This window comes from Thermomicrobiales bacterium, from assembly GCA_041390825.1.
Taxonomy (GTDB): domain Bacteria; phylum Chloroflexota; class Chloroflexia; order Thermomicrobiales; family UBA6265; genus JAMLHN01.
In genome coordinates this window covers 47,192-60,400 of the sequence record JAWKPF010000018.1, presented here as the reverse complement: position 1 = coordinate 60,400, position 13,209 = coordinate 47,192, and the positions used below count along the sequence as shown (strand labels likewise).

Annotated in this window: 12 protein-coding genes; 9 read left to right on the top strand and 3 right to left on the bottom strand. The window is 61.8% G+C overall.

Going from position 1 to position 13,209, the window contains the following annotated elements; all coding sequences use genetic code 11:
• Positions 1-7 precede the first annotated feature (7 nt).
• From mreD to R2855_11315, 7 genes are read left to right on the top strand one after another with little or no spacing between them, the layout of a single operon-like run.
• A complete protein-coding gene (gene mreD, locus R2855_11345; protein ID MEZ4531605.1) occupies positions 8-499 on the top strand; it encodes a rod shape-determining protein MreD in 492 nt (163 codons plus the stop codon).
• Positions 492-3,047, top strand: a complete 2,556-nt coding sequence (gene mrdA / locus R2855_11340; GenBank protein MEZ4531604.1) for a penicillin-binding protein 2 — start codon at positions 492-494, stop codon at positions 3,045-3,047. Before mreD ends, mrdA begins: the two co-directional genes overlap by 8 nt.
• Positions 3,044-3,466, top strand: coding sequence for a methylmalonyl-CoA epimerase (gene mce, locus R2855_11335; protein MEZ4531603.1), 423 nt, complete (start codon positions 3,044-3,046; stop codon positions 3,464-3,466). The genes mrdA and mce overlap by 4 nt, the downstream gene beginning before the upstream one ends.
• Positions 3,467-3,526: 60 nt before the next feature.
• A complete protein-coding gene (locus R2855_11330) occupies positions 3,527-5,122 on the top strand; it encodes a methylmalonyl-CoA mutase family protein (GenBank protein MEZ4531602.1) in 1,596 nt (531 codons plus the stop codon).
• The gene (locus R2855_11325; GenBank protein ID MEZ4531601.1) at positions 5,122-6,681 is read left to right on the top strand and encodes an acyl-CoA carboxylase subunit beta; all 1,560 of its coding nucleotides are present in this window, start codon (positions 5,122-5,124) and stop codon (positions 6,679-6,681) included. Before R2855_11330 ends, R2855_11325 begins: the two co-directional genes overlap by 1 nt.
• Entirely contained in the window at positions 6,678-6,887 is a 210-nt protein-coding gene (locus R2855_11320; GenBank protein MEZ4531600.1) for a hypothetical protein, read from the top strand. The genes R2855_11325 and R2855_11320 overlap by 4 nt, the downstream gene beginning before the upstream one ends.
• Complete coding sequence (locus R2855_11315; GenBank protein MEZ4531599.1) at positions 6,884-8,011, top strand: P1 family peptidase; 1,128 nt, start codon at positions 6,884-6,886, stop codon at positions 8,009-8,011. The genes R2855_11320 and R2855_11315 overlap by 4 nt, the downstream gene beginning before the upstream one ends.
• Positions 8,012-8,068: 57 nt before the next feature.
• Here R2855_11315 and R2855_11310 read toward each other — a convergent pair whose 3' ends face one another.
• Positions 8,069-8,566, bottom strand: coding sequence for a DUF402 domain-containing protein (locus R2855_11310; GenBank protein ID MEZ4531598.1), 498 nt, complete (start codon positions 8,564-8,566; stop codon positions 8,069-8,071).
• Positions 8,567-9,916, bottom strand: coding sequence for a phosphomannomutase/phosphoglucomutase (locus R2855_11305; protein ID MEZ4531597.1), 1,350 nt, complete (start codon positions 9,914-9,916; stop codon positions 8,567-8,569).
• A 177-nt stretch (positions 9,917-10,093) separates the two neighbouring features.
• Here R2855_11305 and R2855_11300 point away from each other — a divergent pair, with 177 nt between their 5' ends.
• Positions 10,094-11,752 (top strand): MBL fold metallo-hydrolase, encoded by a 1,659-nt coding sequence (locus tag R2855_11300; protein MEZ4531596.1) that lies wholly within the window; start codon positions 10,094-10,096, stop codon positions 11,750-11,752.
• Positions 11,753-11,754: 2 nt separating this feature from the next.
• Positions 11,755-12,273, top strand: coding sequence for a hypothetical protein (locus R2855_11295; GenBank protein MEZ4531595.1), 519 nt, complete (start codon positions 11,755-11,757; stop codon positions 12,271-12,273).
• Here the strand turns inward: R2855_11295 and R2855_11290 are convergent.
• On the bottom strand, positions 12,270-12,809 hold the full coding sequence (locus R2855_11290) for an SH3 domain-containing protein (protein ID MEZ4531594.1): 540 nt from the start codon (positions 12,807-12,809) through the stop codon (positions 12,270-12,272). The genes R2855_11295 and R2855_11290 overlap by 4 nt on opposite strands.
• Positions 12,810-13,209 lie beyond the last annotated feature (400 nt).

Genomic DNA, 13,209 nt, shown 5'->3' with positions numbered 1-13,209 from the left:
CGATTCGATGGCGCCGGTCGTTCTGGCGATCTCGCTGATCTTCTTCGCCTTCATGCAGGCAACGGTCTTTCCGTCGAGCGAGCTCATCGGGATCTATCCGGATGTCACGCTCGTCATCATTCTTGTTTGGAGCGCTGTGCGGGGGGTTCGCGAAGGGCTCCTGTGGGCGTTCCTGGTAGGCATCCTGCTGGATACCCTGGCGCTCGATCCGCTCGGCGGGAATGCGCTCGCGCTGTTGCCAGTCGTGTTGTTGGGAGCGTTGTCTGGGCGGGCGTTCTTTCACAGCAGTTTGATTGTGCCTATCGTGGCATGTGTGGCGGCTACCTTTCTGCACGCCTTCGTTTTACTCTTGGTGCGAAGCGCGGGAGGCGAGTCGATCACGCTTGCTCCGCTCCTCCGCATCGTCGCGCTGCAGGCCATTCTCAACGTGATGATCGTTCCGCCTGTCTATTTGATCGGCAGCCTTGCGCAGAAGCCGGTGAGTTCACGTCATGCTTAGGAGTCGGAAGCGGATCCCGTACGATCCGCCCGGACAACGAAAGAACAAGGGCAAGAAACCCGAGTGGAAACGGTCGGATCAGATATTCCTGAACCGGCGAGTGCTCCTGATGAAGGGCGCCATTATTGCCGGGTTCACGACCCTGGCCGCCCGACTCGGCTATATGCAGATCGCCAGGGGCGACTATTACCAGGCCGAGACCGCAAACACCACGCAAAGCTGGCGGCCTGAGAAGCCGGTCCGTGGCCTGATCTTCGATCGGCAGGGGCGCCCCCTCGCGGAGAATCGGCGCGTCTGGGAAGTCCGGGTGATTCCGGCGCAGCTACCCAAGCGGGATACTCCTGAGCGCGAGCGGGTGCGCAGCACCATCATCTCCGCCTTGCGCTTGCCGGAAGTGCTGGTGATCGACCCCAGCGCAGTTCCGGAAGGAAGCGAAGAGACGGTGCACCGGCGGGTGGCGAACCTGCTCGGTTTGACCAAGAAGGACACGATCGAAGAGTTCCTGCGCATCGTGCGCATCCGATCCCTCTACAACTACCTGGTCGAGGTCGACCAGTTCAGTGACGACCAGGCTCCCATGTTCCGCGCGGCGTCGCAAGAGCTGCCGGGTGTCAAGGTCATCAACCGGTTCGACTACCTGGTGGAAAACACCGCGGTGCCCGATTTGCCGGTTGTCATCAAGCGCGATGTCTCGCGCGAGATAGCGATGACGCTCGAAGCGAATCGGCTCTACTTGCCGGGTATCGAATTGAACGACACCGCGCTGGTGCGGAGCTATCCGGCCGGGGAAGTCATGTCCCATGTGATCGGGTATGTCGGTCCGGTCATCGAAGAGGAGCGGCAGGATCCGCAGAATCAGACGGCTGGCGGGCAGTCCTATTACGAATTCGACGACACCATCGGCAAGCTCGGGCTCGAGCTGTGGATGGAAAAGGTGCTACGCGGCAATCGCGGGGGCCGATTCGTCGAGGTCGACGGTCTGGGCATCGAGACGAGACTCATCTACGAAAACCCGCCGGTCCCCGGTCGAAATCTGAAACTGACCATCGATCTCGAACTCCAGGCGGCGGCGACCGCAGCCCTGGAGGAGGGGCTGTTCTTCTCGAACGAGGACCGCTACCTCAAGGACCAGGAGAAAAACGACCCCGAACTCGAGCGCCACGAGTACAAGGCGGGCGCCGGCGCGGTGGTGGTGCTCGATGTGCGCAATGGCGACGTGCTCGCTCTTGCCAGTTATCCGCTCTACGACAACCAGCTCTTCGTCGAAGGCATCTCCACGCGCAAGTACCTCGAGTACACCCAGGACGAGAACCGGCCGCTGATCAACAAAGCCGCAGCGGATCACTTCCCACCCGGTTCGACCCTCAAAATCTTCATGGCGATGGCGGGACTGCACGAAGACGTCATCAGCGCCAACTCTGCCTACACCTGCACCAGCGGAATTTGGGTGCCATACACCTGGGATGAGACGCGTGGCGACCGGTATCTCTGCTGGCAGCGAACCGATGGCGGCCATGGAACACTCGACCTGGTCGGCGCGCTCGAACGATCGTGTGACGTTTTCTTCTACAACGTCGGCACGCCGGAGCAGAAGCCGGAAGGCGCGCTGATGAACCTGCACTATCGTGATCTCTTCTACGATACCGGACAAAAAGGCGACCTGCACTTCTTCGAGGGACTCGGCATCCAGAAGATGCACGACAATCTCTACGACCGGTTTTGGTTCGGCCAGGCAACTGGCATCGAGCTGCCGTTCGAGGCGGTTGGCCTCGTGCCCGATCCGGAATGGAAGAACGATCAATACGAGGAAGGCTGGTCGGCGGGCGACACGATCAACACGGCGATCGGTCAGGGATTCTTCCTGGCAACGCCGTTGCAGATGGCCGTTAACACGGCCGCCATTGCCAATGGTGGCAAGATCCATCGTCCGCGGCTCTTGCTCGAAACGGTCGACGACCGGGGAGCGACGGTGCAGACGTTTGCTACCGAAAGCTTGCGGCAGGTGAAACTGGAAAGCGACCATCTCGATCTCGTGCGCGAGGGGATGTGGCGCGTGGTCAATGTCGAAACGGGCACCGCCAACTCCACGCTGGACAAAGAGACCGGGCAATACATCAGCAAGTGGCCGTATGCCAATCCGAGCGACGAGGAACAGATCGAAATCGCCGGCAAGACCGGCACTGCCGAAGTGGGCGTCAAGCGGGACGACGGCACCTATCAGGACTCGCATGCCTGGTTCACGGCCTACGCGCCTTACGCTGAGCCCGAGATCGTCGTCACGGTCTTCCTCAAGGAGGGCGGTGAGGGCTCGAGCTATGCGGTGCCGATTGCCGACAAGGTGCTGCGTGCCTACTTCGAGCTGACTGGAGCCCGCAAGCGCGGCGCCATCTTGCGGGAAGACAAGCTGCCGATCGGCAAAGAGCACCCTGCGCCATCTGCCGGCATCGTGGTTGCCGGATCGCCAACGGCGGTTCCCGACGAGAGCTTCGACGAGATGGAGGACGATTTCGTCGACGAAGAAGACCCGATCGACGAGATCGACGAGTGAGCAACGCCATCGGTTCCCGGCTCGAGCTACATCATGTCGGTATCGTGGTCGCCGATCTGGAGGCCGCGCTGGCCGCCTATGAACGCCTGGGCTTCTCCGGTGGAGAGCGCTGGTTGCTGCCCCAGCAGCAGATCGAAGCGGTCACCTTCGCCAGCGGCGCCGGCTGGATCGAGCTCATCACCCCGACAGATCCTGACGGCCCGATCGCCAGGTTTCTCGCGAAACGCGGCGACACCATGCACCACGTCGCGTATCGCACCCATGATCTCGATGGCGAGTTGGCTCGGCTGAAATCCGCAGGGGTTCGTCTGATCGACGAGTCTCCCCGCACCGGCACCCATGGATGGCGGATTGCCTTTCTGCATCCTGAGTCATGCAGCGGCGTACTCACCGAGCTGGTGGACGACTCTGGCGTTTGACGCTCGCCTTCAGGACATCCGTCGTTCCCGTATCCTTCCTCGCTGAGTGAAGGAACGCCGATGGCAACCAGCGCAACGAAGAAACCAACTCTGCCGCCGATCGTCACCGATTCGGACATCGAGATTCGGCCGGTCTACCGTTCCGGAGACGCCGTCGGTCCTGCAGAGGACCCGGGCGTCTGGCCGTATTCTCGCGGCATCTATCCCACCATGTACCGTGGGCGACCGTGGACCATGCGGCAATACGCCGGCTTTGCGTCCGCTGAGGAGAGCAACAAGCGCTACCACCTGTTGCTCGCCCGCGGACAGACGGGTCTGAGCGTCGCGTTCGATCTCCCAACGCAGCTCGGACTCGACTCCGACGATCCGAGGGCGTTGGGGGAGGTCGGGCGCACCGGCGTGCCAATTTCGACTCTGGACGACATGCGCATCCTCTTCGACGGCATCGACCAAGCTGGCGTCACGACCTCGATGACGATCAATGCCCCCGCATCGTTGCTGCTCCTTCTGTATCAGATCGTGGCGGAGGAGCGCGGCGCCGATCCAGCCAGACTGGGTGGCACCATTCAAAACGACATCCTCAAGGAGTATGCCGCGCGCGGAACCTACATCTTCCCTCCCAAGCCGTCGATGCGGCTGGTGGTCGACACCTTCGACTATTGCAGCCGAGTCTTGCCGTCCTGGAACACGATTTCGATCTCCGGTTATCACATCCGGGAGGCCGGCGCCTCGGCTGCGCAGGAGATCGGGTTCACATTGGCGAACGGCATTGCCTATGTGCGCGCCGCCACCGAAGCCGGACTGCCGGTAGACGACTTCGCGCCCCGGCTGAGCTTCTTTTTCGCTTCGCACAACAACCTCTTCGAGGAGGCAGCCAAGTTCCGCGCGGCGCGCCGGATGTGGGCCCACATCATGCGCGATGAGTTTGGCGCGACCGATCCGAAGTCGTGGATGCTCCGCTTCCATACCCAGACCGGCGGAGTCACGCTGACAGCGCAGCAACCTGAGAACAACATCGTGCGGGTCGCATATCAGTGTCTGGCGGCGGTGCTTGGCGGCACGCAGAGCTTGCATTCCAACGGCTTCGACGAGGCGCTCGCGCTGCCGACCGAACACGCGGCCACGCTTGCCCTGCGCACGCAGCAGATCCTGGCGGAAGAATCGGGGGTCACCGACACTGCCGATCCGCTGGCGGGGTCCTGGTATGTCGAGTCCCTGACCGATGAGCTCGAAAAGCACGCGCGTGACTGGATCGCGCAGGTCGATGCGTTTGGCGGAGCGGTCAATGCCATCGACCAGGGCTTCATGCAAGCCGCGATTGCCGAAAACGCATACCGCAAGGAACTGGCGCGCGAAGCGGGTGATGAGGTCATTGTTGGCGTGAACAAGTACGTCACCAGCGAAGAAGGCATCGGCGCGCAGATTCAGCGTATCGACCGCGCCATGGTGGAAAAACAGATGGCGCGTGTGACTGCCTATAAGGCCGCGCAGGATGCGACCGTGGTGGATGCAGCGCTCGACCGCGTCGAATACGCCGCGCGGGGAACGGACAATCTTCTGCCGGTGATGAAGGACGCCTTTCTGGCCGGCGCGACGCTAGGGCAAGTCGTAATCGCGCTGAAGCGCGTCTTTGGCGAACATCGAGCGAGCGTGTAATGAGTATCGAATCAGCACAGAAATCCAGGACCGAGCGGCTGGCGGATATCCAGGCCGAAATCGAGGCGCAGCACGCTGCTGCCGCCGCGCGTCAGGCGCGGCGAGACAAGCGCGGCGCGCGTGAACGGGTGCTGGCGCTGCTCGATGAGGGATCGTTCGAAGAACTTGGCACCATGGTGCGCCATCGGGCAAGCCACTTTGGCATGTCCGAGAGCAACCCGTATGGGGACGGTGTGGTGACCGGGTTCGGCACGATCGATGGCCGCAAGGTCGCGATCTTCTCCCAGGACTTCACGGTCTTTGGCGGTTCGCTGGGAGAAGCGTTCGCCGAAAAGGTCGTGCGCATCATGGATCTGGCCGAGCAGTATGGCTGCCCGATCATCGGGATCAACGACTCGGCGGGCGCACGCATTCAGGAAGGCGTCGAAGGGTTGGCTGGCTACGGCGACGTTTTCTTTCGCAACGTGTGCGCTTCGGGAGTCGTGCCGCAGATCTCGATCATCGCTGGTCCTTGCGCCGGCGGCGCGGTCTATTCACCGGCCATGACCGATTTTGTCATCATGGTCGAGAAGACCAGCCAGATGTTCATCACCGGGCCAGACGTCATCAAGACGGTCACCGGCGAGACCGTTACTCATGAACAATTGGGCGGCGCCGATACGCACAATCGGGTGAGCGGCGTCGCGCATTTTGCCGCTGCGGGCGAGGACGACCTCAACGAGCTGGTGCGCGTCCTGCTCAGCTACATCCCTTCGAACAATCTCGATCCGGTTCCGAGATTCGCGTCGGCTGACGATGCGGATCGCCGCGTGGATGAGCTCGATTCCATCGCGCCGGAGAGCTCGAACAAGCCCTATGACATGCACGAAGTGATCCGGGCGACACTGGACGATGGCGACTTCCTGGAAGTGCAGGAAGCCTTCGCGCGCAACATCATTTGCGGTTTCGGTCGGCTCGATGGCTACAGCGTCGGTGTCGTCGCGAACCAGCCGCAGGTGCTGGCCGGAACGCTCGATATCGACGCGAGTGAGAAAGCCGCTCGTTTCGTCCGATTCTGCGATGCCTTTTCGATTCCGTTGGTCGTTTTCGAAGATGTGCCGGGATTCCTGCCGGGCGCCGATCAGGAGTACGCCGGTATCATCCGGCACGGTTCGAAGCTCCTCTATGCCTTTTGCGAAGCAACGGTGCCGCGGGTGACGGTCATCACCCGCAAAGCGTACGGCGGGGCATACGTGGTCATGAACTCGCGGAATATCGGGGCAGATTTCGTGGCATCGTGGCCGACTGGCGAGATCGCGGTGATGGGTCCGGAAGCTGCGGTGAACCTGCTCTTCCGGCGCGAACTGGCAGAAGCGGCGGATCCGGCCGTCTTGCGAAACGAGTTGAAATCCGACTACGAAGACCTCTTCTCCAGTCCCTATCAGGCGGCCGCGCGGGGGTACATCGACGATGTCATCATGCCGCACGAGACACGCCGTTGGCTGATCCGATCGTTGGAGCTGGCCCGCACCAAGCGGGTGCGCACGCCTGCGCGCAAGCATGGCAATATCCCGCTGTGAGCGACCACGAGGACGCCATCGCGCGCTGGACGATCGAACCGGAACCAACTGCCGCCGAACTGGTGGCAATCCTTACGGCAATGCAATCGGCAGATGAACCCGCGGTAGCGGCAGACGCTCCCGGAGAATCGCCCTGGGCGCTATCCGCGCGGCGGGAACAGCTTCGCACCGATCTGGACACGACAGGAAATGGATGGCATCGATGAATCTCCGCGAGAACGGACGCGCCCGGGCGCGTGAGATCGGTATCGTCATTGGTACATTGCCGACTGGCCCAAACAATGCCATCACCGATGTCGCTGGCGTCAAGGTGGGACAGACCACCTTGATCTCAGGAGAGGGCGACCTGGTAGTCGGCAAGGGACCGATCCGCACCGGAGTCACCGTCGTCATTCCGCGCGAGGATATCGGCGAGCATCCGCTCTATGCCGGTTACCACTCGCTGAATGGCAACGGAGAAATGACCGGCACGCACTGGATCGAGGAATCCGGGCTGTTGACCACGCCCATTGCCATCACCAATACGCATAGTGTCGGGACCGTGCACGAGGCGATGATTCGCCGCTCTGTCCGTGGGGCAACCGATTGGAGACTACATTGGTCGCTCCCGGTTGTGTGCGAGACCTATGACGGTGTCCTGAACGACATCAATGGATTCCATGTCCGGTTGGAACATGTGGACGCGGCCATGGATTCTGCTGTCACTGGTCCTGTCGAGGAAGGCACCGTTGGCGGTGGCACGGGGATGCTCTGCCATGAGTTCAAAGGAGGCATCGGAACGTCTTCCCGAGTGGTCTCGACCCCGTCCGGTGACTATACCGTCGGCGTGTTGGTGCAGGCGAACTATGGATTGCGGCAACAGTTGCGCATCGACGGAGTTCCGGTCGGCCGGGAGATCGGGTTCGACATCGTTCCTCCCACTTTCTCGCGCAAGAAGGAGGACGGGTCGATCATCATCATCGTCGCAACCGACGCGCCGCTGCTGCCGCACCAGTGCAAGCGGCTCGCGCAACGCGCATCGCTTGGACTTGCCCGGATGGGAAGCATGTCCGGTGATGGCAGTGGTGATATCTTCCTTGCGTTCTCCACCGGAAACGGTGAGGTGGAGAACCATGATGGTCACGTGCCCCTGCCCGTGCTCGCCTTTCCAAACTCGGAGATCTCGAAGCTCTTTCACGCGACCGTCGAGGCAACCGAGGAATCGATCGTCAACGCCCTCTGCATGGCCACGACGATCGCTGGCGCCGACAACCGCATCGCGCACGCAATTCCGCTCGATCGGCTCGTCGAAGTGATGGCGCAATACAATCGATTGTCACTCGTCGAGTAACTGTCGAGTGCCGCCGCGGAACAAGCGCTGGTCGACGGGTTCGCGGTCGATGCTGGACTACTCGTGAAACGGGAAGTCGCGTGCCCTGAATCGCTCGATCAGCGTGTCCCGCGCCAACAGGATGAGCGTGACCAGGTCGGACTCGTCTTCCATCAGATCTGAGGCCTCCAGTTCGTCCTCGTCCAGCACGAGATACTGGCCGTCCGGGAAGCCGATCAAGTCGATGAAGAGATCGTGCCAAACAACGGTCTCTCCGTCTGGGCCCTCTTCGAACATCGTCGGCCAGGTGACGTTGGCGTACCAACCCTTCAGTTGGCCGTCTCTGGAGAAGAGGGCAAAGACATCGAACCAGGCGGTTGGCGAGAAATACTCGTGCAGGTAGTCGCCGATCTCGAACACGAGGCCGCCGGCATTGATGACGCCGACCGTCCATTCGGCGCGGAACGCGCGCCAATCCTCCGGAAACGGCCCTGGCAGCTCCACACCTTCGTAGGTTGTGGCCTCGCTCCCGTCCGGGCGAAGTTTGATGATCTGAACCCGGTCCCCGGCGGCCATCTACGCGCCGATCACCCAGAGTACCTCGTCCTTCAACTCGGTCATTGCCGGTTCAGTGTCGCCTTCGACGTTCACGCGCAACAATGGCTCGGTGTTCGATGAGCGAATGTTGAGCCAGCGGTCCGGGAACTCGACGGTGAGGCCGTCGTACTCGTCGATCGCAGCTCCCTGCTCGGTGAAGTGCGACTTCACGCGCGCGATTGCCGCCGGTTTGTTGTCGACCTTGAGATTGATCTCCCCGCTGCGGAAGCGGTTCTCGAGCGGTTCGACGACCTTCGAGAGCGGCTTATCGTCTTTCGACAGCAGGCTCAGAACAGCCAGCATGGCGATCAGGCCCGAATCCGCATACCAGTTGTCGCGGAAGTAGTAGTGGCCGGAGTGCTCGCCGCCGAAGATGGCGTCCTCCGCGCGCATGATCCGCTTGATGAGCGAATGGCCGACGGGAGTGCGATACGGTCGTCCCCCATGCGCCAGAATCGTTTCTGGCACAGAGCGGGAACAGATCAGGTTGTAGCAAATCGTCGATTTCGGATGCTGTTCCAGCAGCGCGATGGCCACCATGGCGGTGGTGATATCGCCGCCGATCAGCTTGCCGTGCTCATCCACCAGGAACATGCGGTCCGCATCGCCATCGAACGCCACACCAAGATCGCACTTCTGCTCCACGACCATTTTCTGCAGGTCGACCATGGCTGCCGGGTCGATCGGATTCGCAGGGTGGTTCGGGAAGGTGCCGTCGAGCTCGAAGTACATCGGGACCAGCTCGCCTGGGAGATGTTGGAAAAGTAGCGGAATCGTGCGCCCCGCCATCCCGTTGCCAGCGTCGACCGCGACCTTGAACGGCTTGAACCGACTTGTGTCGAAGAAGCTCAGGGCGTGCTCTACGTAGGCAGGGAGCACTTCTTTCTGGATGATGTCGCCCCGCTTGGCTGGTTCGGGAAACTCGCCGCCGAGCGCGATGTCGCGGATCTGATCGAGGCCGTCGTCCAGCGAGAGCGCGCGAGCTTCTTTCTTGCAGATCTTGAATCCGTTGTACGCCGGAGGATTGTGTGAAGCGGTGATCATCACACCCGCGTCATAGCCATACTTCCCGACCGCGAAATAGAGCGCATCGCTGGATACCAGGCCGACATCGATGACATCGACGCCCTGGTCGCGGATCCCATCGATCATGGCTCCAGCCAGAGAGTCACCGGAGACGCGCATATCGTGCCCAACAGCCACCTGCTCCGGTTCCAGATAGAGCACCAGCGCGCGGCCAACCTTGTACGCCAGGTCGGCGTCGAGCTCGTCCGGGACAATGCCACGCACGTCGTACGCCTTGAAGATCGTTGCCTGATCGAATGCCATCGTTTCTTTGCCCTCGTGCTGGTCGCTCGAACTCTGATGAGCCGATGGTGACACGTCGATGAAGTTGAGTCCAGTTTCCCGTGCCCAGAGTTACCGCGAGTTCACGCGCACTCAGGCATTCCCTACTACACTCTGGAGACTGGACTCTGGACACTGGACCCATTTCAAAGGCACTCGATGACCACTACTTCCAATGGACATGCCGCGCCAACCGAGCGGATCGCCATTCCAGCGCGCGCGCCCGTGGATCTCCATCTGCATACCCTGGCAAGCGATGGAGCATGGACGCCTTCGGCGTTGATCGACCATCTGGCCCAGCGAGGCTTTCGCGTGGCGGCGATTTGCGATCACGATACGCAGCGGTCTGTTGTGCAAGCGATCGAGCTGGGCAAGCTTCGCGGCGTGCACGTGATCCCCGGTGTGGAGGTCACCTGCGGCTGGAACGGCCGTCAGCTCCATATTCTCTGCTACGGTATTCGACCCGATCGGACCGACCCGGACGCGCAGCCATTTTTGAAGTTGATGCACACGATCGATCTCCAACTCCAGGAGAACGCGGCCGATGCCGCCCGCCGGATCGAAGCTGATGGCAAGCCGCTTCCCAATCTCGAGCAGGTGCGTGCAGGGCGACCGCTCTGGCCATTTCATGTGCTCAGCGCTGCGATCGAGATGAAGCATGTGCCGAACCTCACCAAGGCCGCGGAGCTGGTGGTCGCGCTTGGAGGCGCCTTCACCGCCGATCTGCCGTTGACCGATGTCGTCGAAGCAGCGCACCGAGCCGGCGGCGTCTGTTCGATCGCGCATCCAGGCCGCGCGGACGCGGTCGGCATCGTTTCGGAAGAGGACATCGATCGAATCGTTGCGGAAACGGGGATGGACGGCCTGGAAGCGCACTACCGATCGTATACCGATCAGCAGACAGCCCTCTACCGAAGGTTGGCAGACGAGCGTGGGATGCTCATCTCAGCGGGATCTGACTCGCATGCGCTTCATCGCCCGGTCAACCCTCGTCCGTGGCACGCCATCTGGGCGAAGGACTTGCTGGAACGGCTCGGTGTCGAACTGGCGCCGCTTCATGACGGTGAGCCGGTCTGGATCGCCGGGATGGACCCGAGCGTCTCTTCCGGCGCCGGTTCCTCCGCCGCCCACGCCCGATCCCGAACCGATGGAAACCGAGGCGAGTATTGCCGCCGAACTTGGAGAAACCCGATGACCCTACACGTCGAGACGTTTGCCGGTGGGCCGATCGACACCAATGCCTATCTCGTGTTCGATGACAAGTCGAAGCAGATTCTGATCATCGACGCTCCGATGGATGTCGACCAACTGCTCGACGACCGGGTGTCGGAGCTGGGCGGAGAGGTCGTGTTGGTCGTCCTGACGCATGCCCATTGGGATCACATCGGAACGACGAATCAACTGCACGATCGGTTTTCCGCGCCGGTGGCCGCGCATCCGTTGACCGAAGACCGGCTGAAAAACCCCGGCAGCCCCGATCTCCCGTTCGAACTCGAGGCGGTCATTCCCGACCGGTGGCTCCACGAGGGCGATCTGGTCCCCCTTGGGGCGCATGAATTCACGGTCTTGCACCTGCCGGGCCACGATCCCGGTCACATCGCGCTCTATTCCGAGCCCGACCGATTGCTGCTCAGCGGGGACGTGCTTTTCCCCAACGGGCATGGGCGAATCGATATTCCGGGCGCATCCGGGGTCGACATGTCGGCGTCGCTGAAGCGGCTGGCGGCGATGCCCGGCGATGTCGTGGTGTATCCCGGTCACGGGTTGCCCACGACCATCGGCGCAGAGTCGTGGCTCGACCAATTCAAGGGAGTCTGAATATGACCAATCCGATGCTACCGGCCACGATGGCCATGTTGCAGAAACTGGTGGCGGAGATCTTCGAGCAACTGGACGGTATTCCCGAAGACGACTTGAACACCTGGCTTCCCCGCGACGGAATGCGTGATGTGAACACGTTCTTCGCGCTGGCGACTCATACGGTCGGCGCGGGCGAGTTCTGGATTCTCGAGGCCGCAGGTGGGCGTAACATGGACCGCAATCGCAGGGCGGAGTTCGCATCGACAGGTTCGCTCGCTCAGCTACGGGAGCGGTACGATCGATGGCTCGAAGGCTCAGAAGAGGTCTTTTTCACCATCGACGACGAAGATCTGGCGTCGATCTACTATCGGCCAGCAACCCCTGAGCGCGGCATGTCCGAAAGCCCGTCGCACCCGCGCAGAATGCATCGCTCACGCGCTCGAGCACACCGCGGTGCACTTGGGTCATTTGCAGTTGCAGCGACAGCTTTGGGACGCGGAACGCGCCGAAACGATCGCTCCTGCATGACGCCTCGCTAGTCCCGCTGTTCTTCGTCGGCCTGGCGTTGGTCCTCACGATCACGGGCCATGAGGTACATGAAGATCATCAACAGTGCCACTGGCGCGATGATGACGCAGGTGACAAAAGCGAGAAATCCGCCCTGGCCGGAGTCGCCTTGCATCAGGAGATAGGTCGCCAGGCCACCGAGTACGATCAGCAACCCAAGGGCCGCCAGCGCGCCGATTGGGGAGACACATCCGCGTGCGTTCAGGTTCGGGTCCGGCGTGTCCGGGTCGAGCAGATGCGGATCGGCGTTCTGTAGCGCTGCGACCTCGTTCAGCCTGATGTAGCCGAGCCGCCCATTACGGAGCCGGATGCGCACATAGTCGTCGGGAGCGTCGGGGTCGTCGTTGATATCCAGCTCGGACCCGGGAGGCACGATGTCGATGATGCGGGAGGCGGCGTCCGGCCGCTCGAACACGCGCAATCCCTCAGTGGCGTGAAAGGCATCCACCAGGGTGGTGCCGCATGCGGCGCAATAGAAATTGGTCGAGGGATTGAGCGCGCCGCACATGCCGCAAAGATGAGCGGACCGCGGTCGGTGTCCTCGATCCCGCTCATTCCACTCGGATTGGGAATGTCGATACGGTCTTGTTTGGCAGTCCCGGCCGGGTCGGATTCCGGAACCTTCCACTTGTCCTTTTCGCTGCGCACCGCCGCTCCTGCCCAAGTCCGAACGCTCGGGGTTGCTTATACCACATGGACCGATCGCCGCCAGACCATGCCATTGGGCTCTGACGTCCGGCGAAATGCTACGCTCACCGGATGAGCAGCTCCGGAACCGGCCCCGCCATCGAGACCACGGGACTCACCAAGACCTATTCCGGAGTCGACGCTCTCTCAGACCTTTCCCTGACTGTGCAGCGTGGCGCCCTCTATGGCTTTCTTGGCCCAAACGGCGCGGGAAAGACGAC